The sequence below is a fragment of the Pinibacter aurantiacus genome, from assembly GCF_019130065.1.
In the GTDB taxonomy this organism is placed as follows: domain Bacteria; phylum Bacteroidota; class Bacteroidia; order Chitinophagales; family Chitinophagaceae; genus Pinibacter; species Pinibacter aurantiacus.
Window position 1 is genome coordinate 356,292 of record NZ_JAHSPG010000016.1, and the last position, 23,668, is coordinate 379,959.

General features: G+C 40.7%; 16 protein-coding genes. 11 read left to right on the top strand and 5 right to left on the bottom strand.

The window, feature by feature from the left end; translation table 11 throughout:
• Positions 1–67: 67 nt before the first annotated feature.
• The 7 genes from cysK to KTO63_RS22545 all read left to right on the top strand — a co-directional run bounded on the left by cysK (position 68) and on the right by KTO63_RS22545 (position 10,673).
• Positions 68–979 carry a cysteine synthase A gene (gene cysK / locus KTO63_RS22515; RefSeq protein WP_217794213.1) on the top strand — a complete coding sequence of 304 codons (912 nt, stop codon included), beginning with the start codon at positions 68–70 and terminating at the stop codon, positions 977–979.
• A gap of 75 nt (positions 980–1,054) precedes the next feature.
• Entirely contained in the window at positions 1,055–1,771 is a 717-nt protein-coding gene (locus KTO63_RS22520) for a phosphoadenylyl-sulfate reductase (RefSeq protein ID WP_217794214.1), read from the top strand.
• Between the two features lie 176 nt (positions 1,772–1,947).
• Entirely contained in the window at positions 1,948–2,856 is a 909-nt protein-coding gene (cysD, locus tag KTO63_RS22525) for a sulfate adenylyltransferase subunit CysD (protein ID WP_217794215.1), read from the top strand.
• Between the two features lie 417 nt (positions 2,857–3,273).
• Positions 3,274–6,252, top strand: a complete 2,979-nt coding sequence (locus KTO63_RS22530; RefSeq protein WP_217794216.1) for a TonB-dependent receptor — start codon at positions 3,274–3,276, stop codon at positions 6,250–6,252.
• A gap of 162 nt (positions 6,253–6,414) precedes the next feature.
• The gene (locus KTO63_RS22535) at positions 6,415–7,947 is read left to right on the top strand and encodes a TSUP family transporter (RefSeq protein WP_217794217.1); all 1,533 of its coding nucleotides are present in this window, start codon (positions 6,415–6,417) and stop codon (positions 7,945–7,947) included.
• A 60-nt stretch (positions 7,948–8,007) separates the two neighbouring features.
• On the top strand, positions 8,008–9,255 hold the full coding sequence (locus KTO63_RS22540; RefSeq protein WP_217794218.1) for a sulfate adenylyltransferase subunit 1: 1,248 nt from the start codon (positions 8,008–8,010) through the stop codon (positions 9,253–9,255).
• A gap of 308 nt (positions 9,256–9,563) precedes the next feature.
• Positions 9,564–10,673: an acyltransferase family protein gene (locus KTO63_RS22545; protein WP_232373294.1), complete on the top strand. Its 1,110-nt coding sequence runs from the start codon at positions 9,564–9,566 to the stop codon at positions 10,671–10,673.
• A gap of 283 nt (positions 10,674–10,956) precedes the next feature.
• Here KTO63_RS22545 and KTO63_RS22550 read toward each other — a convergent pair whose 3' ends face one another.
• Both KTO63_RS22550 and KTO63_RS22555 read right to left on the bottom strand, forming a co-directional pair.
• Positions 10,957–11,322 carry a HigA family addiction module antitoxin gene (locus KTO63_RS22550; protein WP_217794219.1) on the bottom strand — a complete coding sequence of 122 codons (366 nt, stop codon included), beginning with the start codon at positions 11,320–11,322 and terminating at the stop codon, positions 10,957–10,959.
• A 6-nt stretch (positions 11,323–11,328) separates the two neighbouring features.
• On the bottom strand, positions 11,329–11,649 hold the full coding sequence (locus tag KTO63_RS22555) for a type II toxin-antitoxin system RelE/ParE family toxin (RefSeq protein ID WP_217794220.1): 321 nt from the start codon (positions 11,647–11,649) through the stop codon (positions 11,329–11,331).
• Between the two features lie 252 nt (positions 11,650–11,901).
• Between KTO63_RS22555 and KTO63_RS22560 the strand changes: the two genes are divergently transcribed.
• The 4 genes from KTO63_RS22560 to KTO63_RS22575 all read left to right on the top strand — a co-directional run bounded on the left by KTO63_RS22560 (position 11,902) and on the right by KTO63_RS22575 (position 18,174).
• Positions 11,902–12,378 carry a MarR family winged helix-turn-helix transcriptional regulator gene (locus KTO63_RS22560; protein WP_217794221.1) on the top strand — a complete coding sequence of 159 codons (477 nt, stop codon included), beginning with the start codon at positions 11,902–11,904 and terminating at the stop codon, positions 12,376–12,378.
• A gap of 62 nt (positions 12,379–12,440) precedes the next feature.
• Positions 12,441–13,757 carry a TolC family protein gene (locus tag KTO63_RS22565; RefSeq protein WP_217794222.1) on the top strand — a complete coding sequence of 439 codons (1,317 nt, stop codon included), beginning with the start codon at positions 12,441–12,443 and terminating at the stop codon, positions 13,755–13,757.
• A 102-nt stretch (positions 13,758–13,859) separates the two neighbouring features.
• Positions 13,860–14,915, top strand: coding sequence for an efflux RND transporter periplasmic adaptor subunit (locus KTO63_RS22570; protein WP_217794223.1), 1,056 nt, complete (start codon positions 13,860–13,862; stop codon positions 14,913–14,915).
• Between the two features lie 103 nt (positions 14,916–15,018).
• The gene (locus KTO63_RS22575; protein WP_217794224.1) at positions 15,019–18,174 is read left to right on the top strand and encodes an efflux RND transporter permease subunit; all 3,156 of its coding nucleotides are present in this window, start codon (positions 15,019–15,021) and stop codon (positions 18,172–18,174) included.
• A gap of 150 nt (positions 18,175–18,324) precedes the next feature.
• On the opposite strand, the gene KTO63_RS22580 is transcribed toward KTO63_RS22575, so the two are convergent.
• The 3 genes from KTO63_RS22580 to KTO63_RS22590 all read right to left on the bottom strand — a co-directional run bounded on the left by KTO63_RS22580 (position 18,325) and on the right by KTO63_RS22590 (position 23,535).
• Complete coding sequence (locus tag KTO63_RS22580) at positions 18,325–22,233, bottom strand: TraB/GumN family protein (protein WP_217794225.1); 3,909 nt, start codon at positions 22,231–22,233, stop codon at positions 18,325–18,327.
• A gap of 294 nt (positions 22,234–22,527) precedes the next feature.
• Entirely contained in the window at positions 22,528–23,007 is a 480-nt protein-coding gene (locus tag KTO63_RS22585) for a PIN domain-containing protein (RefSeq protein ID WP_317195793.1), read from the bottom strand.
• A gap of 66 nt (positions 23,008–23,073) precedes the next feature.
• On the bottom strand, positions 23,074–23,535 hold the full coding sequence (locus tag KTO63_RS22590) for an excisionase family DNA-binding protein (protein ID WP_217794227.1): 462 nt from the start codon (positions 23,533–23,535) through the stop codon (positions 23,074–23,076).
• Positions 23,536–23,668 lie beyond the last annotated feature (133 nt).

Here is a 23,668-nt window from a genome sequence, read left to right on the forward strand (position 1 = left end):
TTGACTTTTGATTTTTAACTTTTGACTTCGGTCTTTAACTCCAACCAAAAAATAAAAACGAAAAACAATGATCGCTAACAACATTCTAGAAACAATTGGTAATACACCACACGTAAAGATCAACAGACTGTTTGGTGATAAACATAAAGTGTACGTAAAACTGGAGCGTGCCAATCCCGGTGCCAGCATTAAAGATCGTATTGCTTTGGCAATGATCGAAGATGCGGAGAAGAAAGGTTTGTTGCACAAAGACAGTGTCATCATCGAACCAACATCTGGTAACACTGGTATCGGCCTGGCAATGGTAGCAGCAGTAAAAGGTTACAAGATCATTTTGGTAATGCCGGAAAGCATGAGCATTGAGCGCAGAAGATTGATGAGCTTATATGGCGCTTCTTTTGAACTGACTCCAAGAGAGAAAGGCATGAAAGGCGCTATTGAAAAAGCAAAAGAACTGGTTGAAGCAACTCCACACGCGTGGATGCCACAACAGTTCGACAACCCTGCAAACACAGAAGTGCATCGTCAAACAACTGCTCAGGAAATTTTGAAGGATTTTCCAAATGGAGTTGATTACATCATTACGGGTGTTGGTACGGGCGGTCACATCACAGGCGTGGCAGAAGTGTTGAAAGCAAAATTCCCTAAAACAAAAGTATTCGCGGTAGAGCCGGAATTATCGCCAGTATTAAGTGGTGGTAGTCCGGGGCCTCACCCACTGCAAGGTTTAGGAGCTGGTTTTATACCATCTATTTTAGATACTAAAATATTGGACGGCGTTATAGAAGTAGGTAAAGAAGAATCTTTCGACTATGCGCAACGTGCAGCAAAAGAAGAAGGTCTTTTCATTGGTATTTCAAGCGGTGCAGCACTGGCAGCAGTAGCGAAAAAATTGAGCGAAATTCCAGAAGGCAGCACGGTGTTGACGTTTAACTATGATACAGGAGAAAGGTATCTGTCTATTGAGGGATTGTTTTAATTGAAAATTGAAAGTGGAAAGTTGAAAATGGTAGGGGCGAATCGCATTCGCCCTGCAAAAAAATCAACAAAAACTATGAGTGAAAATATTTCAAAGACTTTGCAGGATATCATCGATGCTCTCGAGCCATTAACGGCTGAAGAGCGATTGCAAAAGATCGTTTCCTTATATAGTGAAGGAGTTGTTTTCTCAACATCTTTAGGGCAGGAAGATCAGGCGATCACTTATATGATCGCAAAACAAAAACTGCCAATTGAAATTTTCACGCTGGATACAGGAAGACTTTTCCAGGAAACATATGAGTTGATCGATAAAACGATCGCCCGTTATAAAGTGCCTGTTAAAGTATATTTCCCGAATGCGGCACGTGTAGAGGAAATGGTGAATGCGAAAGGCCCTAACAGTTTCTATGAGTCTGTTGAAAACCGCAAGGAATGTTGCTTCATCAGAAAGGTAGAGCCGCTGAACAGAGCATTGCAAGGAGCAAAAATCTGGATCACCGGTTTGCGTGCGGACCAATCTGCTAACAGGAACGAAGTGAAGGTAGCAGAGTACGATGCAGCAAGAAACCTGATTAAAATCAACCCACTGATTGACTGGACTTTTGAACAGTTATTACAATATCTTGCGACTAATAATATTCCTTACAATACACTGCACGACAAAGGATTTTTGAGCATCGGATGTCAGCCTTGTACAAGAGCAATCGAGCCGGGAGAGGACATCAGAGCAGGAAGATGGTGGTGGGAAACCTCTCAAAAAGAGTGCGGATTGCATGGAGTGAAAGCGTGAATGGTGAAACGTGAATCGTGAATGTTGTTCGCTAATTATTTTGAAAAACAGCATTATAGGCAACCAATTCCCGTTTCACGATTGACCTTTCACGATTGAAAATTTTGAATGAATTAATATTATCCAACCAGGGGACACATGATTTTCGTCAGCCTGGTTAAATTAAACCAAATAGAATGTCAAGTAAAAGTATTCCGTCTTTTCCACGCAGCCTTGAAGATGAAAGCATCTATATACTAAGGGAAGTGGCTGCGCAGTTTGAACGTCCTGCGTTGTTGTTTAGTGGAGGTAAAGACTCAATTACACTCGTTAGATTGGCACAAAAAGCTTTTTGGCCCGGAAAAATTCCTTTTCCATTGGTGCATGTCGATACTGGTCACAACTTTCCTGAAACAATCGCTTTCCGTGACTGGTTGGTGAAAGAAACCGGAGCAGAACTGATTGTGCGTTATGTACAGGACAGCATTAATGCGGGAAAAGTAAAAGAAGAAACAGGTAAATATGCGAGCCGTAATGCTTTGCAGACTGTTACCTTACTAGATACAATTGAAGAATTCAAATTCGATGCTTGTATAGGTGGTGCGAGAAGAGATGAAGAAAAGGCTCGTGCAAAAGAAAGAATCTTCTCTGTGAGAAATGACTTCGGTCAATGGGATCCTAAAAAGCAAAGACCTGAATTATTCGGTTTGCTGAACGGAAAGATCAACCGTGGTGAAAACGTGCGTGTGTTCCCGATCAGCAACTGGACAGAGCTTGACGTATGGACCTACATAAAAGAAGAAAATCTTCAAATACCATCCATTTACTATTCACACGAAAGAAGCGTGATTACAAGAGACGGCATGTTGTGGCCAAAATCTGAATTTTTGAATACAACAGAACAGGAAGTTCCGTTCAACCATACAGTTCGTTTCCGTACAGTAGGGGATATGACCTGTACAGCTGCAGTAGCATCTACAGCAGATAACATCGACGATATCATTACCGAAATTCTCGCTGCAAAAATCTCTGAACGCGGCGCCCGCATGGACGATCAGCGCAGCGAAGCAGCGATGGAGCAGCGGAAGAAAGACGGATATTTTTAGGAATTAATAATTAATAATTAGTAATTAATAGAGTTGACATCAAGATTGGTTTGTAACTCTCTAAGGAGTTGAGAACCAGAGAGACTAACCACAAATTGGCAGAACACCCTATTAATTTTTAATTATTAATTATTAATTATCTCAGTTCTTTGAAAAGGCGGTTTTGGAAAATAAAAAAATAAATTCTACTAAATTAGTAGGATAATAAAATAAGACTCTTATTTTTGTGTCATCAATACTCTACCTAATTAGTAGAATTATGAAAAAAGTAAATGTTACATATATGATCTTATCAGCCAGCAAATGCTGCCCTTGGGGGCAATATTTGTAAACCACGCGTCCGGCAGGACATTTTGATAAGACCATAGTAATAAGATTCTACATAGAAAAATTTCCAAAAATTAACCGCTTTCTTCAATGAAAAAGTTATTTACCAATAACATTAAAATTGTTATAATCATTTTAGTCTCTACATTAATATTCACCAATGCGAAGGCCCAGTTGAATGGCGCCATCGAGGTGTCGGGCAAAGTAACCGACGACCGCCAATTGGCATTGGATGGTATTTCTATACAGATTAAAGGAACCAGCACAGGAACTGTAAGTGATAGCCTCGGTAATTTCAAATTGGTTACAGCGAAACAACCTCCATTTGTTTTAGTGCTCACAGGCGTTGGCTTTGCGCCCAAAGAAGTAAATGTAAAATCGCTAAGCGATAAAATCAGGGTTCAGCTTTTCACGCAAACTTTTTATGCAAACGAAGTAGTAGTAACGGCCAGCCGCCAATCTGAAAAGATCATGCGTTCTCCTGTTGCGATCGAGAAACTTGATATTCGCGCATTAAAAGAAAGTCCTGCGCCATCTTTTTACGATGCATTGGGCAACGTGAAAGGTGTGCAGCTTACCACTTCTTCGCTCACATTTAAAGTGCCTAATACAAGAGGTTTCAATATTCCAAACAACTTCCGCTTCATGCAGTTGGTAGACGGAGTGGATATGCAAGCCGCTACTTTGGGTGTGCCTTTGGGAAATGCAATCGGACCAACTGAGCTGGATATCCAGACGGTGGAAATCACTCCCGGCGCAGCTTCTGCATTGTATGGCATGAACGCGATCAACGGGATGGCTAACCTTATTACAAAGAATCCATTCCAATACCAGGGTTTGAGCATTTACCAAAGAACAGGTGTTAACCATGTTGACGGCATTGATCATTCTCCTTCCTTGTTAACAGAATCAGCTTTGCGTTATGCAAAAGCTTTCAACAATAAATTCGCATTCAAGGTAAACGTAGATTATTTGCGTGGTACCGACTGGCGCTCTGACAATCACAGCGACCAGAATCCAAACAACTTAAAATCTGCCAATCCTCAGTTCCCCGAATTGAACAATGCTAATGCAGCGTTTGATGGTTGGAATAAATATGGTGATGACGCTCTGGCAGGAAGTAATACTGTTTCTGTTACAGGTTTAAATATCAACGGACAAGCAAACCAAACGCTGACTGTAGCTCGTACTGGTTATTGGGAAAAAGACCTGGTGAGCCCAAAAGTTGACAACCTGAAATTAGACGGATCTGTTTACTATCGTTTTACACCGAAAACAGAAATCTCCTATAGCTACCGTTTCGGTAAAATGGACGGTGTGTTCCAACGTGGTAACAAAGTGCAGCTTGATAATGTGCGTGTGCAAAATCACAAGTTAGAGTTGAAAGGACAAGATTTTCTGGTACGCACCTATGTGTCTCTTGAAAACACAGGCGACTCTTACAACGTAAAACCTCTTGCAGATAACCTTGATCTGTACAGCGGTGGAAGTGCAAGTGCGTGGGGTGCGAAATATAAAACGGCTTTACAACAATACGCTACCAATCACGGTGGGGCGCTTAACTCCAGCAACCTTGCGGATGCAACCATCTTTGCACGTCAGCAGGCAGACGCAGGCCGCGTAGAGCCTGGCACAAAAGAATTTAATGACCTGGTAAATACCATTCGCCACATCAACAACTGGGATATTAAATCATCTGCCATTCCTGATGCGCCTGTAACGGGCGGTGCAGCTTTGATTCAGAAAAGCCGCATGTACCATGCAGAAGGCCAGTGGGATCTTTCACGTCACGTAAAATATTTTAACCTGTTGGTTGGTGCAGATGCTCGTATCTATGAAATCATTCCAGACGGTAACAACTTCGTAGATTTCAGCAGGCCAATTGATCAACGTAACAAGCCCGTGTCAGTAGATGGCAAAGTGCCAGATTCCAGTGACTTTGGCGCGAACGTATACTATAAAAAATTCGGTGGATTTGCACAGATAACCAAAACATTCTTTGATGAGAAACTGAAATTGTTCGGTTCCTTAAGATATGATTACAACCCAGAGTTTACAGGAAAATTCACACCGCGCATAGCCGCTGTTTATACAGCTAACAAGATTCACAATTTCCGTTTCACTTATCAGCAGGGCTATCGTTTTCCGGCGTTGTTTGAAGCATTGTCTTACGTAAACAACGGCCGTGTGAAGCGTGTGGGTAGTCTTCCTTACATCAACGAAGGACTAGGCTATCTTGATAATAGCTATACGCAACAGTCTGTTGTCAACTTTAACGCAGCGGTGAAAGCGCAGGGCAATACGGATGCTGCGGCATTGGCAAATAGGAATTTGCTCGTATGGGCAAATCTTCCAAACGCTACTCCGGAAAAGATCAACTCATTTGAGGTTGGCTACAAAACAGTGTTGTTTGATAACAAAGTGATCGTTGATATCGACGCTTATTCAAATGTTTACACAGGTTTCCTCGGCCAGGTGCAGGTATTTGTACCGAAGGGCGAAACAGTGGGTTCTGATGCTGCAGTAATCGCTATGCTTGACCGCAACCGCGACGCAACAACCGCAAGTGGTGGCAACTCTGCAAGCAAGGGCCAGGACCGCTATCGTGTGTACACCAACGCAAAAAATAAATATCACAGTTACGGGTCCGCTTTAGCGATTACTTATAATTTTTATAAGAAATTTACAATCTCCGGTAACGTAAGCTATAATGATATTAAAACCAATGCTACGAACGACGTTTTCGTAACAGGTTTTAACACGCCAAAATGGACAACGAACGTATCGTTTGGCAACCGTGAAGTAATAAACAATGTTGGCTTTAATATTGTGTGGAAATGGCAGGATTCGTTCCTTTGGGAAAGTCCTTTGGTAACCGGTACTGTTAATGCATTCAATACAATTGATGCGCAGGTAACATACAGTTTGCCAAAATTGAGAAGCACAGTTAAGGTGGGAGCAGCAGATCTGTTTAACAATAGATATTATCAATATGCAGGCGGCCCGACAATTGGTGGATTGTATTACGCAACTATCATAGTTGACGGCCTATTCCAGGGAGACAAGTAGGGGCTTATCGCATAAACCTTCGTGAAAAGTGAATGGTGAAACGTGAATGCGAAACACGGAAATAAAAATGATGAATCGATAGCGCATAGTGAACTGTATTGACTGTTTGATTCACGATTGACGATTGACCATTCACGACTGACAAACAAAGAGAAGCAATAAATGCAAGAAACACGAACGACAGAAAATAATTTATATCCCGTTTTTCTGAAACTGGAGAACCTCCACCTACTAATAGTGGGTGGAGGTTTTGTCGGTACAGAGAAAATGACTTCTGTAATGAATTGCTCTCCAGATGCAAGGGTTACAGTTGTGGCAAAAGAGATCAGCGCGGAGATAAGAAACATGGTGATTGGCAATGACAACGTTGTGTTGCTGGAAAAGCCTTTTGAAGCGTCTGATCTTGATGGCAAGGATCTTGTTTTTGCTGCAACGGCAGACAGGTCTTTAAATGCGGAAGTGAAGGCAGAGGCGGCTGAAAGAGGTATACTTGCCAATGTTGCTGACACGCCAGATCTGTGTGATTTTTATTTGAGCAGCATTGTAAACAAAGGCCATCTGAAAATTGCAGTAAGCACCAATGGTAAATCACCCACCGTTGCAAAAAGATTGAAAGAAGTATTCAATGAAATGCTTCCTGATGAATTGGAACAGGTGCTAGACAACATGCAGCAAATAAGACAAAGTCTTAACGGTGATTTTCATAACAAAGTGCAGCAGCTGAATAGCATCACCAAAGTGTTGGTTGATAATCAGACACCAGTTGAAACACCACTTACCGTTGACCAACCGCCAATGGTGAGTGATAAGAAATGGAAACGCATTGTAACCTGGTGCATTTTTGCATTTGTATTTATGATCATCGGGCACGCGGTTCTGTCTTATATACCATTTAAAGAAATAGCAGACTTTGGTAAAACCGCGCTTGGAAATATTGACCACGGTTGGTTTTTACTCATGCTATTCACAGGTTTTTTGGCTCAATTTGTAGATGGTGCGTTGGGTATGGGCTATGGTGTTATTTCAACAAGTATTCTGCTTTCTGTGGGGGTAAATCCCGCTATTGTGAGTAGCCGCGTTCACTCCGCACGTGTGTTTTCAAGCGCAGTGTCCGGATATAGCCACCGTAAGTTTGGCAACGTAAACAAAAAGTTGTTCAAGGCATTGGTAGTGCCGGGATGTATTGGAGCGATCGGGGGAGCGGTACTGGCTGTGTATGCAAAGGAATCGGCACATATAGTAAGACCAATACTTTCAGTGTATACTTTGTACTTAGGTGTTCGTATCATAACAAAGGCATTTGCAAAAAGGAGAAAAGAGGGTAAGATAAAAAATGCCGGATGGCTCGCTTCTGCAGGTGGTTTCATGGATGCTTTTGCAGGCGGCGGCTGGGGTTCTTTGGTAACAAGTACATTATTGTCAAAAGCAAAAAATCCTCGTTACATCGTTGGATCAGTTTGTTTGACAGAATTTTTTGTGGTGCTGTCAAGCACGCTTACTTTTTTCATTCTTTTGAAAAGTTTGCCGCTGACAGATATCGCCGGTCTTATCATCGGTGGTTTGATCGCAGCACCAATAGCAGCGAGATTAGTTGGTAAAATACCAATGAAATATATGCTCTTCGCAGTAGGCGGTTTGGTAAGTTTATCAAGCCTGAGAATATTGTGGATGGCAGTTTTGGAATTTTTGAAATAACGATAGTGATTGAATGTACGAAGTACATTAGTATTAAAACTCTTAACGAACAGAAAAACTATGGAAGTACTTAGAATTGCAACTGCAGGTAGTGTAGACGATGGTAAAAGTACATTGATCGGAAGATTGTTGTATGAAACCAATAGCATTACAACAGATAAACTCGAGGCGATTGAAAAAGCCAGCAAAAGAAGAGGCGTCGATTATCTTGATCTCAGCCTTTTAACAGACGGCCTTATTGCAGAGCGTGAACAAGGTATCACGATTGATGTGGCGCACATTTATTTCTCTACACCAAAAAGAAAATACATTATTGCAGATACGCCGGGTCACGTGGAATATACAAGAAACATGATCACCGGTGCAAGCAACGCACAGGTAGCGATTATTCTTGTAGATGCAAGAAATGGCATTGCAGAGCAAACCTATCGTCACTTCTATATTACCAACCTGCTGCACATTTCCAATGTAGTAGTGTGTGTAAACAAAATGGATCTGGTGAATTATTCACAAGAGCAATTCGAGAAGATTAAAGAAGAATTCAACGCATTGTCTGGCAAAGGAAACTTCAAAAAACAGCATTTGCAGTTCATTCCAATCGCTTCTTTGTTTGGTGATAATATCGCGTCAACATCTTCAAATATGTCCTGGTATCAAGGCCCGGCTTTGCTTGAGCATCTTGAAAACCTTGATTGGCACACCGAAGAAAATGAGTTGCCGGCAAGATTCCCTGTTCAGTATGTGATCCGTCCGAAATCTAATGAACATCATGATTTCAGGGGTTTCTCCGGAAAGTTGGCAAGTGGTGTTTTGAAAAAAGGAGACAGAGTAATAGCCCTTCCTTCTTTGAGAGAATCCAACATTAAAGATATTTTCCGCTACGATGTTTCTGTTGATCATGCAGAGGCCGGTGATAGTGTTGTAATTACTTTAGAGGATGAAATTGATTTGAGCCGCGGCGACATGCTGGTGCTGCAAAATCAGCCGTTTCATTCTGCAAAAGAATTGTCAGCGCAGGTTTGTTGGTTGGATCATGATGCATTGGTTCCTGGAAAAAACTATTTGCTTCAACATGGCATCAACCGCGTAAAAGCCAAAGTTGGTAACTTGTTTAGCAGTATCAACGTACAGGATTTCAATCATGTAGAAGACGTTAGCAAGCTTGGCCTGAATGAAATTGGTTTTATTTCTATCAAAACTGCACAGCCTGTATTTGCAGATAAATATGCAGAGAACAAACAAAACGGTTCTTTCATTTTGATCGATGAATACAGCAATAATACTGTGGGTGTGGGGTTTGTGGTATAGCCTCGAATATTTACCACTAAGACACTAAGGGCGCTGAGCCTCACTAAGGGTTGTTTCAAATTTAGACCTCTCTTAGTGAAACTCTCCGTTTCCTCTGTGAAAAAAATCTCTGAGAACTCTGTGGTAAGAAAAAACTCTTTGTGCCCTTAGCGTCTTAGTGGTAAACTGTAAAAGCTGCGTTTCTACCGCGTCATTGCGGTTATTTACCGATAAAAATTAAAAGAGGAACTGTTTTATTTAACAGTTCCTCTTTTGTTTAACGCCTGTTGGTTTATATTTGGAGCTTTCTAAATAATTGCTAAAAGCCAATGATGCAGCAAGAATTAACCCTTGAGCGCAAAAGCGCAAATGACCTTCTAAAAACAAAACAGCATTTTGAGATCCTTGACGGACTTCGTGGAGTCGCTGCCATTGCAGTGGTTGTGTATCACTTCATGGAAATAGCAGTGCCGGATTATAACAATTGTTTTATAGCACATGCTTACCTTGCCGTTGATTTCTTTTTCTGTCTTTCTGGTTTTGTGATCGCGTATGCCTATGACAACAGGCTGCAAAAAATAGGAACTACTGCCTTCTTAAAATTGAGATTCATTCGTTTGCATCCTCTCGTTGTAATCGGCTCAGTTCTTGGACTGCTTACTTTTATATTTGATCCATTCAGCAATCTTTGGCTTTCTTATTCAGGCAAGGTGATCGTTATGTTTGTAACTGCCTGCCTGATGATTCCATATGCTGTAGTACCCGAGCGTTATTTTAATTTGTTTCACTTGAATCCTCCAACATGGTCATTGTTTTGGGAGTACGTAATTAATGTGGTGTATGCGTTTGTATTGGTTAAGCTTAGCAAAAAAGTACTTCTGGTTCTTACTATAATATCTGCGGCGCTAGTGGTCTATGTCTCATACAAATGGAAAATTCTCTCACTGGGCTGGGGCATTACAGATAGCAATTGGATTGGCGGCCCTGTCAGAGTTAGCTTTTCTTTTTTAATGGGAATGGTCATCTATCGCTATGGATGGATCATCAAATCCAAACTTGGATTCATTCCAATTGCTATACTCACTTTGCTGGCCTTCTTGTTTCCCTGGAGTGATAAGACTGCCTGGATAGTCGATCCTGTTATTGCAATCATTTATTTACCACTAATGGTGTCATTGGGTGCAGGCGCGCATTTGCGTAGCGGAGTTAAGAAGATCTGCAAATTCTCTGGTGATATTTCCTACCCACTTTACATGGTTCACTATCCGTTCATCTGGATATTTTTTAGCTGGGTAGCTAAAGCAAAACCCGATATTAAAGAGATGACGCCAGTAATAATTGTTGGAACAGTTTTGCTACTGGCATTTGCATACCTGGTACTTAAGTTTGTTGATGAGCCAATTAGAAAATATCTCAGAAAAAAATTAATCAAAGCCTGATGTTCAAATTTGTAGAACGATTTGCATGAATCAAGTAGCGATATTTCTACAAAAAAGTGATGATTGATTCAGGTTGAAAAATATCTGACTGATTTTCAATTAATGAGTTTTTTCGAATTGTTGAAACAGGCGTGGCACAGCATTTTAATATACTTAATCAAAGAACGGTGAATTCCTTTACCTTGACACTTTGATTAACTTCAAAACAGTTAATGATCTAGAGGAATAAGCGTTCAAGGAAGGTGCGTCTCAATTCGAGGTGCACCTTTATTTTTAAAATATATCATTTCGAGCGAGCTGCAATTGCATGGGTTGAACGAGGAAATGCTGACTGTTTTCCCGGCTTCTTTTCTTTTTGGTCGAGTTTTAAATTTCTTACCACAGTTATATCATAATCGCCTTGCAAGTGCATCCAGTATTCAGCTTGTAGTTTCAGATAGTTTTCGATATTTACACAAAATGCAGGTGAAAAGTTCCTACGTCCGGCGAATATGTCACTTAAATATTGCGGGCTAACCTGAAGACCCTTTGCAGCGTCTGACTTAGAAATCTCCCTGGCCTCAAGTTCATCCTTCAAAATTTCTCCCGGGTGAATAGCAATGCGGCTATATAATTCGTCTGGTTTGTATGTTTTCTTTTCTTTGCTCATAAAATATTAATGGTAGTCGGTAAGGTCGTTAATAATTATTTTGGTAATGGTTAGAATAGTTTTGTTGTCGACTGTTTCTGTAAATGAAATGATCAAGCGGTATTGATCGTTTACTTTTACTGAATAGAAGCCATCGTAATTCTTATATAATTTTTCGAAACGCAAACCTTTGTGATGCGTAAGTTCTTTTAAACTATTGAATCGTCTAAGTGCAAAAACTGTTTTAATAAAAGCTTTAATTAAAGCCAAACCATACTTAGGCTTGCCTTTCTCCTTCCCTGTTAAATAGATAGTTTCGAGATTTGAACTTTCAAAAATTATATCCATGCTAAATAGTTCCCAAAAATAGGGAAGTTTTGAACAACGATAGTTGTGTTTGAGACACTTGTGTTGTGAAATCGGCCATTTTTTGTAAACGAATGGCTGGTTGGCAGATATCAAACAATTGTACGGACATAAACAACCGGTTCCTTTCGACCATTTACAACCAGCTGTGTAAATCAGTCCAATCCGTGTCATCTGTGTGCCAATTCTTTAAAATAAATTTGGTTGATATGTCAACTATTGTAACTTTGCTATATGAAAATGCCAAAAGACATATCGGATAGTCCTCTTTTCGACGATTTACGTGGGACTTTACATTTTCAGCTTCATCGTATTCAAAAAGCCATGTTTCGCAACGGCAACCATATGATGCAGAAGTCTGACATACCACTGCAAATGGAGCAATTGCCGGTGCTGATGGTGATTTGTGCCAAGAAAGAATTGTCACAACAGGAGGTTGCAGATATACTGGGTCGTGATAAATCTTCCGTTATGCGATCGATCACTACCATGGTTAAAAAAGGATTGGTAATTGTTTCACAGGATGTGAATGACAAGCGGAGAAACAATCTCATTCCCACGAAGAATGGCATTGCCCTGGCAAATAAACTGAAAAACATTGCCAAAGAAGCGGAAGCGGAAGCGTTTAAAGCATTTTCTGTGGAAGAGAAAGATACTATGCTGAAAGCCCTGATGGACATAGCCGATAAATTGGAAGCTAAAAACAAATAAAATTTTTTTGTATATAATGTTGATATATCAACTATTGATATGTCAACCAAATGTTAAATATTATGAGAAATATCTTAGTGCTCATTTTTTTATTACCCTTTGGAGCCGTTTTCGCACAGGATAACTTATCACTCAAAGAGTGTATATCCTATGGTCTGCAAAACCATAGCTCTGTAAAAGTGGCGGAAAATAATATCGCCAAATCAAAAGAACAGGGCAGGGAAGCCCTTGCTGCGTATCTACCACAGATGAACATTAATGGTGAGTACGATTACAACGTGAAGTTGCAAACAAGCCAGCTGATGTTTAATGATCAACCTACAAAAATAGCAATGGGGTCACCGTATAGCTCTACGCTTTCAGCCCAGCTTGATCAACCGTTGTTTAATCAATCGTTGCTTTTAGGGATCAAAGCAAACCAGCCAAATATGGAGTTGTCTCAACTTAACAAAGAACAAACCAACGAACAGATCATTTACAATATATCAAGTTCATATTTCCAGGTGTTGGTTATTCAAAAGCAAATTCAATTGCTGAACGATAATAAGGCCCGCACTGAAAAACTGTACAACGTAACAAAGTTGCAGGCAGAGCAAGGTACAGGCAAAAGGATCAATGCAAAACAGGTTGAGGTGAATTTGAACAACATCAATTCTCAAATTGCCAATGCACAAAGCAATTATACTATAGCCCTGAACAGATTGAAAAATGCAATGGGAATGGATATTTCAGCAAATGTAATGTTGACCGATACTGCACGCTGGGTGCAAAACGTAACGGCCACACCGCAGTTCGGAGAATTTGATTATTCAAGCACCACCGCGTATAAAATACAGGAGAAACAAATTGAGTTGAATGAAATCAACGCGAAATCTATTCGTGCCGGTTACATTCCAACAGTGTCTATGTTTGGCCGCTATGGATTGAATGGTATTGGTAAAACAGCCGGAGATGTGTTCTCTAATCAGTTTGACTACTCCACCATTGGTTTAAAGTTCACTATTCCTTTGCTTGATGGTTTCAAAAAAGATGCACAGTATAAACAAGCAAAAATTGCCATCAGTACTGCAAAGGAAAATCTGAAGCTGAATCAATCCAATTCAAACATGGTTTTCCAAAATGCAACCAACAAACGTGAACAGGCTCGTACAACATTGCTTAGCGATAAACGAAATATGGAAATGTCGCAGGATTTATACGATAACGTAAACCTGCAGTACAGAGGCGGCACAGCTTCTCTAAGCGATCTGCTAAATGCAGAAAGTTCATGGAGTTCGGCACAAAACAACTTCCTTCAATCAATGATCAATTATTACGTTGCAGCACTTGATTTAGCAAATGCACAAGGTTCGCTGGAAGATTTTTACAATAAACTGTGAGAAATTGAAAATTGAAAATGGAGAATTGAAAATGGTAGGGGCGAATCGCATTCGCCCTCAACAAGATAAACAACCAACTAAGAAAATATAAAACCAAAAGAAATGAAAAGAATAATCCCTATAGTTTTAGTGCTCGGCGTGCTTGGATTGATTGGATGGAGACTAGCAAGCAATAAGAAACACATTGATGAGAAGAAAAAGCCGGTTGCAACGGGCAACGTCGTGATCCCGGTGAACGTGATCAAAGTCGCGAAAGCAGACGTAAACGATCAGTTGATAAAAACAGGAACGCTTATTCCTATCCTGGAGTCTGATATTATGGCGACAGCGGGTGGTAAGCTGGTGGCTGTAAATTTTGAATTGGGTAGCTACGTTGCAAAAGGTGCAACCATTGCGCAGATAGATAACAAGATGTTGCAATTAAAAACCGAAGCGTCTGAATTGGCGAAATCTAAATATGAAAGCGATTACAAACGCAACAAGAAGCTTTTGGAAGGTGATGCCACTACAGAACAAAATGTACAGGACATTAAATACAACTACGATAACACAGTAAATCAGATCAGTCAATTGCAACAGCAAATAGCTGACAATAATATTAAAGCGCCAATCAGCGGACAGATCGTTGTAAAGAAATTAGAAGCTGGTACGTATGTAAGCGCCGGTGCGGTGCTTGGTTCTATCGTAGACATCAGCACATTAAAAGTAGATGTGATGATTACTGAAAAGGATGCCTATACTTTAAAAGTTGGCCAGCCTGTAACAGTAACTACAGACGTATATCCAAATCAAAAATTTAAAGGCACTATTTCATTCATCAGTCAAAAAGGCGATGCTACACACAACTATCAAATACAGGTGAAATTACCCAACACATCTGCGCATCCGTTAAAAGCCGGTACTTATGTATATGTTGATTTTGCACGTAAAAGCAATGCTCCGTTATTGTTGATACCACGTACTGCATTGGTTGAGAGCTTCAAGAACCCTTATGTATATGTTGTTGAAAATGGAAAAGCAATTGTAAGAAAAATTACTCCGGGCAGAGAGATTGGTAACAACATAGAAGTCGTAGAAGGTATTAACGAAGGTGAAGAAGTAGTAGTGAACGGACAAATAAACCTGAGCGAAGGTGCTAGTGTAAAAATGATCGATTAAAATGACGTAGAGACAAGGCTGTGCCTTGTCTTTGTATAGCAGGCATCATGCCGTTTTAAAGAAAGACAAGGCAGTGCCTTGTCTCTACTCAAAACATATTAAAATGAAGAAACTGACAGAACTCGCCATAAAGCGTCCCTTACTGATAATAGTGGCTTTCGTGGCGTTGATATTGTTTGGATTAATAAGTTTCAAACAACTTAACTATAATTTGCTTCCAAAGTTTGATGCAAACGTTGTGACAGTGATCACTACTTATCGAGGAGCATCCGCTGAGGAAATTGAAAATGCGGTAACCAGAAATATTGAGGACGCGGTGTCTTCAATGGAAGGCGTTGACAGGATCACTTCGTCCTCACGTGAAGGCGTTTCTACGGTAACCATTCAGTTAAAAGATGGTGCCGATGTGAACTACGCATTGAACGATGCGCAAAGAAAAGTGAACCAGATCATCGCAGCGTTACCAACCGGTATTGATCAACCTATTTTGAATAAATTCTCATCTGATGATATTCCTGTATTGCGTTTGGCAACTACGGCGAAGATGAGCCCTGCTGCTTTATATGATTTGGTTGATAAACAAATCAAACCGCAGATCGCAAATATTGAGGGTGTTGGCCAGGTGAGTTTGATCGGTGGAAATGAGCGCCAGATCAATGTTAACGTGGATAAAGATAAACTGGAAGCGTATGGATTGACAATTACACAAGTTGCACAGATGGTAAATGCAGCGAGTCTTTCATCTCCTGCAGGTACTGTGGAAACTCCAAAAAATCAGTTCTCGATAAAGTTCGATGCGAAGTTTACAGATCCTGAAGACATGCGCAACATGGTTATCAAACAAGGCAGCAACGGTGGTAAAGTGTACCTGAAGGATGTGGCTGAAGTAGTAGATGCGCAAACAGACGCTACAACCATCAACCACTTTAACGGTGTTCCATCTTTGGGTGTTCAGGTAATGAAACAAAGTGATGCGAATGCGGTGGAGGTGAGTGAATTGGTAAGACAACGTTTGGATAAGCTTACCACACAATACAAAAACATCGATTTGAAATTTGACATCGCATCTGACCAGTCAACTTATACATTGGCCTCTTCTGATGCGGTTATTCATGACCTTATCCTTGCAGTATTTATCGTGGCGGTTGTGATGTTGTTGTTCCTGCACAGCTTGAGAAGTTCATTATTTGTGTTGGTGGCATTGCCTGCATCCATGATCCCGGTGTTCATCTTCATGAATGTATTTGGCATGTCGCTCAACCTGATGACTTTGATGGGACTCTCATTGGTCGTTGGTATCCTTGTGGATGATTCGATTGTAATCCTGGAGAACGTGATGCGACACATGGAGATGGGTAAGAACAAGGTGAAAGCAACAGTAGACGGGCGTTCTGAAATTGGCTTTACTGCGATTGCCATTACATTGGTGGACGTTGTGGTGTTCGTGCCTGTTGCGTTGGCCGGTGGTATTATTGGTAACATTCTCCGCGAGTTTGCATTGGTGGTAGTAAGTTCTACATTGATGAGCTTGCTGGTGTGTTTTACGCTTACACCTTTGCTGGCGGCACGTTACGGAAAGATCGTTCATTTGAATCCAAAATCATGGTGGGGTAAAATGAACATCTGGTTTGAAGATCGCATTACAAATTTGAGAGATGGCTATACTAGTATTTTGACTTGGGCGCTTAAACATAAACGCTGGATTTTGGGTGGTACATTCGTGATATTTATCGCTTCTTTCATGCTATTGACCAAAGGTTTCATTGGATTTTCATTCGTAAGCAAAAGTGACAGAGGGGAGTTGAATATGAAACTGGAAATGGCACCACAAACAGCTGTCTATCAAAATAACCAGATCGTGCAACGGGCAGAAAAAATGCTGTTTGCACAACCGGAAGTGGTAAGTGTTTTCTCCAACGTTGGCTTCAGCAGCACGGCAGGTTTTACCGCTACAAACGGTGGTAACAGCAACGTGAGTGAATTGACTGTGGTACTGGTGGACAAAGAAAAAAGAAAAGTATCGGATGATGAGTTTGGTATCCGCATGAAAAATATGATCGGGCAAATACCCGGCGTAAAGGTTACGGTGAGTCCGGTGAGCATTACAGGTAACACGCAAGTAGACGTTCAGGTGGCCGTGAAAGGCGCCAACCGTGGGGATATGCGCAAAACTGCTGCTCTGATAAAAGATGTAGTGGCGAAAACGCCCGGAACACAATATGTGAAATACAGCGTGGATGATCCGAAACCGGAAGTGGATATTAAACTTGATCGTGAAAAAATTGCAGCTTATGGTCTGAATGCATCTGATGTTGGTACTGCTATTGCGAATGCATTCAGTGGAAACGACAATGCTAAATTCAAATCAAATGGTAATGAGTACGACATCATGGTGAAGAACGATAAGTTTGATAAAACAAATATTGATGACGTCCGTCGCCTGCAGTTTACAAATTCCCAGGGAAAACAATTCCAGCTGTCGCAATTTGCAGAGATCACCGAAACAATGGGTGAGACTGTAATGGAACGTATGGACAGGTTGCCATCAGTAACAATTAATGCTTCTGTTGTTGGTCGCTCTCCGGGAACGGTTGGTAATGAAATAAAAGCACAGGTCGATAAAATGCAATTGCCTACAGGTGTTACATGGCAGTTTATTGGTAACCTCGAGAACCAATCAAGATCATTTGGTAGTTTGCTTGGTGCGCTGGGTCTTGGAATTTTGCTGGTGTATTTGATCATGGTGGCGTTGTATGAAAATGCGATCTATCCGTTAGTAGTGTTGTTTGCATTGCCACTTGCGATGATAGGGGCATTCCTTGCACTGGCATTAACTATGCAGGATATGAGCATCTTTACCATGGTAGGTATCATCATGTTAATGGGACTTGTGGCAAAGAATGGTATCTTACTGGTCGACTTTACCAATCACCGGAAGGCTGAAGGCGCCTCACTTGTAGAGGCATTGATAGATGCCGGTCGCGAGCGTTTCCGGCCAATCCTTATGACCACCATCGCGATGATTGTGGGTATGTTGCCAATCGCATTGGCAGCAGGTGCCGGTGCAGAAGTTAAGAATGGTATGGCATGGGTTATTATCGGTGGTCTTACCAGTTCGTTATTGTTAACACTGGTGGTAGTGCCTTGTGTTTATTATATCGTTGATAAATTACTTCACAGAATTACCCGCCGCAAACGCGTTCGTTTCTTCAAGAAGAGCCGTATTGCGCTGCAAGTAAAACATGCATGGGTTGAATAAAATTAAAAAGCAGAAGCCGCTTGAACTTTCAAGCGGCTTCTGCTTTTTAATAACTGAATAACTGAATGACTGAATAACTGAACTTTAATCTACAATCAGTGATTTCGATATTCAAATACTCAGTTATTCAGTCATTCAGTTACTCAGTTATTATTCATATCTCGAAGACTTCGCGGCATCGTTTATATAGCTGTCGTCATCATCATCTCCTGATGAGTTTCCGAAGAACCTTGAAGAACTGGGTCTCAGGTCGTACAAAGTTTCTTTCAAAAGTTTTTGCAAGGTTGGTGCGACGTCTTTTTTACCAGGCTTGTAAGTTTCCTGTGTAAGTTTTGTAAAGCCCCTTGTATTGCTGTCCTCATCATTGTCATCATCATCGTCGTCATTATCTCCATCATCGCTGCTGTTTACTTTGGAAAGATCGAGCGGTTGCAAACCACACATAGCGATCTTGTAATCATCATCATCTTTATTTTTCTTGTAACCATAAAAATAAACCCAGCCTTTGTATTTTGGTTGGTTTACCTGGAGCTTGTCAATCAAAATCAGCGAATCAAGATTTCCTGAAGTGTAACCGGAAGAAATGAGAATGCTTCTCGCCATAAGGTCCTGCGTCTTATATTTTTCCGGAAACAGTTTTTCTTTTTTACAGTCGACCAGCGCACTGTAAAGGTCTGCCCTGTATTTGTCGTCTGCAGCGAGTTTTGTAATGATGCTATCGGGAACAGGTTTGTTATTCCGTATCATAACAACAGCTGTATTAAACAGTGTCTTTTTATCTTTCAGCACCAGTAGTTTATTAAACAGTGCCGGCACTTCTGTCGAATGGTCCCAAAATGGAATCAATAAAGTAGAATAGCTGCTTATGTCGTTTGAATTATAGTCATTGTAATCATAACTGTCGTTGTCGCTGTCTTTATTATCCTTATCATTCAGCTTGCTCATTTCTTTTTTTCTATCATAAGCTGCTTGTTTTTTGATCGCCTGTTTTGCTTCCAGCAAGAACTTGTTGTAGTGCTGTTTGTATTGGTCCGGTTTAACGTAACCGCTGTCAATTGCATCTTCCAATAATGAGGTAATAGTCGGCTTATAGTCTTCCAACACCATCAGGTCCATAAGTTCCGGTAGCAGAGGTGCAGACAATTGCAATGTATCAAACAGCGGCTGCCATTTTGAACTATAATTGCTGTAGTAGCTATATGACCTTAGTTTTTTACCTGATGATCGGGAAGTGACTACGTCATCAACAAGGGCCTGGATATTGTAATTGTTAGACCCGGCATTAGAAGTACTCGTCAACGCAGGTGGCTCAACGATCACCAAATTTTTAAACGCATTGAAAGAATAAGTAGTCTTGATGTCGAGCAATGCGTCCAATACTTCATTCTGCAGATCAGAAGTGTCTGTTACCTGTTTGTATAATTTCGACAAGTAGTTCACAGTAGCAGTGTCTCTGAAATTGCTCGCAATGCTTATCCATTTTCTTTTGACAACGAGGTAGTTTTTGTCTTTCCATGAAAGGCGCTCAATCGCCTTTATAACATTGGGAAGATCGGTTGAGTCAAATAAAGACGGACTTACCGCCCTCAACGCTTTTGCTGAAACAGCGCTGTCTTTACTAAAATAATCTTCAAAAAGTTTGTTCGACTTTTTTACAAACGGGTTGAAACTTTTGATGCTATCTGATGGTGTAAATGTTTCAAATACATTTTTGATAAAATCGCTTTTGGCAGAGATAGTGTCACCTTGCGACATAAGGTTGAAGGTGGTTCCATTGTGGTAAAGCGACTTCATGATCAGGGTTCTGCTGCTTCCCGAATCGCCGTATTCAACATAGCTGCATTTCCAGTTGCCCGGTGCTGTATATGTTTGTTTTTTGCGAACCTGGTATTTAAAATCACTGCGCATCATTAATCTTTTATCAGAGAAAAAGGCCGCAGAATCTTTTATGTAAACGTATTGTGGAAAACGAATGGACGTAACGCTTACGTGTTCGCCGGTTGTGTCATTGCCAATATTTTTGATGAAGAAGCTGCTCAATGCATCCTGCAAAGCAGATTTATTGTCATCATCTGAATTGGCATACATGTCGAGTGATGGATTATCTGAACTATCCACTTCTGTTTTGTAGAAAAGAGGACTATTTACAGTGTAGCCAACCGCAGTGTCGGTGCGTAGTTTACTCTCTTTATACACAAAGGGCGTTATCTCAAACGAGTTGATAAAGTTGTCGGCGCTGGCTTCATTTTGTTTGTATTTTGCACCTATCACGTAATAGTTATTGCCCTGGATCAGGTAACGAACTTTTACTGTAGAACCATCCGCATGTTGGTATTTGGCGTTGATAACAGGATATCTGTTGACGTTGCCCAATTTGCCGCTGGCAGGTTGTTTCAACATCCTGGAGCTGGTAAAACTTTCCTCCATCAACCTGAGTTCGAAGCTGTCTTTTTCGATGTACTCGTATTGTTGAACGGTGGTTTTGAAAATGAAATAGGCGCTGTTGTTTGCGTCCTTGCTTAACCATTCGCTTCTGTCGCGGTCGTTCCTTTCATTGGCAATATAAAAAGGTTCTGAAGGGAAACTAGCTTTAAAACCTCCGTATGGCGGTTGATACAAAGTGGCCTGCGTATTTTTTGCAGGGAAATTTATTGATGAAAAAAACTGGTCAGCTTCCTTGCCTTCTGTAATGTAATCAGCAATTCCGCTGATTTTGAAAATCAAAACTTCATCCGGCAAAATGAAAATGTTGTAACGCTGCACATCGCCTTTCCTGGTTTTGTTTACAATGTCAAATCCATTGTAGCCGTTTCGCGAAATCGCTTTCTTTGATAATATTTTGCCTGGAATATTTTCATACAGGAGACTATCGGTTTTTCTACTAACAGTTTCGATAGAATTTCCAAGCAACGAAGCGTTGGTTTTAACACGTGTTGCCATGTAATAGCTGCCGTTGCTCATGTCGGCATACTGCAGCATATTCAGGTGCCCGAGTGTATTGTATCTATAGAGTTTTGGCCCGGGAATGTCAACTTTGAAAACGCTGTCTTCGGAATACTGTGTGTTGAAAGTCAGCGGAACTCTTATCTTTTCAATTTTTTCCTTTTCCTCTCCATCGCGTTGACCAGTGTAAACGGGACGAAGCTTGTATCCTTTTTTGCGCAGCATTTCAATTACGCCTCTTTCGCCCGGAAGGTGAGCGGCGCCCACTCCAACAAACAGAGAGTGTTTTTGAATGATCGTATCTATAGAATTGGCTTGTATTTCATTTCTTTTGTACAAAAATTTTTCCTGGAAAGCATCAGAAGTTACACTTGCTACTTCCAGTGAATCCAGTACATCCAGATCGCCGCGTCGGTAGGCATCCTCCATTCTTTTTCTGCCACCATAGCTATCATAGTCGTAGCGCTGCTTGCGATTCTTGTCTTTGTACATTGCCGCGTAAGCCTCTTTTACAATGCGGTTCGATTCTTTATAATCCTCCACGCCCGTAACAATTTTGTTCAGCTTGCGACCCATGCGGTAGATGTACATGTCCAGGTACGTTTCCTCCTCAAAGTCCTCCATGCCAACATTGTTGCGATACAACATTCCATTAACCATTCGTGCCTCTGAGGATAGTGCCAGTTTTATTCTGGATTCGTAATTGCCTATGGCAAAAGTTTGCTGGGTGAGTCGATCGTTTGCTTCTGAAAACGTACTGTAATAATTATTGCCGTAGGGATTCGTGCCTTTGCCGTCGGCCCATTCCTGCTGCCACACTTCGGGGTTTTGTTCCAGCGCAACCACTTCAACATTTTTTATAGCATTGTAAAATGAATCGCTGAGATTGAAAACTAATTTGTTGCTCACATGCATTGTTCCAAACAGGTAAGAAGGCTTCTTCATGCCCTTGCCGGTGATTTCCCAAAGCAGACTTGTGTATTTTTTTTGAGGCGCAGAAGGCGCAGATATAACCGTTACCTTTTGTGTGGTTTTCTTTTTCTTCTGGGCATACGAAGGGGTTACGAAAAAAAGAACGCAAATAAGTGCAAACGGTAAGCCAGGTTTAATTTTCATATAAAAGGGTTTTGTGCCTCTAATCCACCTTAAGTTAGTTAAAAAATGAAAATCCCGATCACATTTAACGAATCACAAGAGAATATCAGGGTTTTAGATCGTTTTTCAGGGTTTTGTGCAACAAAAGTGAGGTTTTTCTTCGGGGCAGGACAGTATTTTAATATAACCCCATAGATGGCGTTTTATTGCTTTTCCGTAGGGATTTGAGGAAAATAAATGAATTATTGAAGGATTGAATGGATGACTATGGAGTTGGGGAGGATAAGTCAGGGAAAAAGGTAAGTATTTGTGTGGTTATCTGAGAAGACCGACAGATTTTTTCAAGCCGCATTTTTCTAAAGTGTCCAGCATTTGTATTTTAGTACGAGGTGGATCTTTTAAAGATTCGATCAGTTTGTCGAAGGCTTCCAATACAGCTTGCTTATCTGCTTCGATTAGTCTTAGGATGAATACGTCAGGGGAAATTGCTTCAATATTGTGTTCTTCAAGCTTGGATTTTGGAAAGTCTTTAAGGTTGTTGGTGATGATGAAAGTAGCGTTACCCTGGATAGCTGCGGCAAGTACATGTCTGTCGTTTTCATCGGGTAACCAGATGGAATCTATAAATTTTTCATGCCCAATCACGTTTGCATTTTCAAAAGCTGCATTCATAAGCATTCTTGTTCTTTTCAGCTTTGTGTCTGCTAAATCCTTTCTTTTTTGTAAAAGGTTATTCAGCCATTCGTCAAGAATCTTTCGGTCCATTTTGGGACATATAAATTTTTTCCGGCTAATCGCAGCAAAAAATCTCTAAGTGGTGCGGCATAAATAACATTGGCGTCAAGTAGGGCGATTGGCAATTTATTCATAATCCCATAAGTTAAGTCTCTGAGCCTCTGCTGTCAAAAGATCAAGTGCCCGGTCTTGTCTTTTTCTAAATTCTTTATCGTACGCAACAACATCTGCAAGTTTCATGCGTCTATGAGTTCCTATTTTTTGATATGGAATTTTCCCCTCTTCCAATAATTTAATAACATAGGGGCGGGAAAAATGAAGAATATCGGCTGCTTGCTGAGTAGAAATTAATAAGTCAGTAGTAAGAACGGTAACGGATTTTCCGTACGCCATGCCGTCGACTATTTCATAAAAGAAACTGACCGCTTTGGTCGGAACACTGATACTGTTTCCATTCTTGCCGACTGTTACAATTGTCGTTGCAGCTTTTTTCTTTTTAGACTGCCGCTGTAGTTTTTGAATTTCGCTCATTGCTTCTTTGGCTATTTTTTGTTCATGTTTTGTTGGTTTGAAGGTTACTGCTTGCATAAAAAATATTTGGTACTCAAATGTACATAAACGAAATAAACGAAACGCATTTTTTCTTTTCGACTGCTAACTCCAATCATACAATTAATCAATAATTCAATCCCATAGTGTATAGTTTATAAAAAAGGCCGCA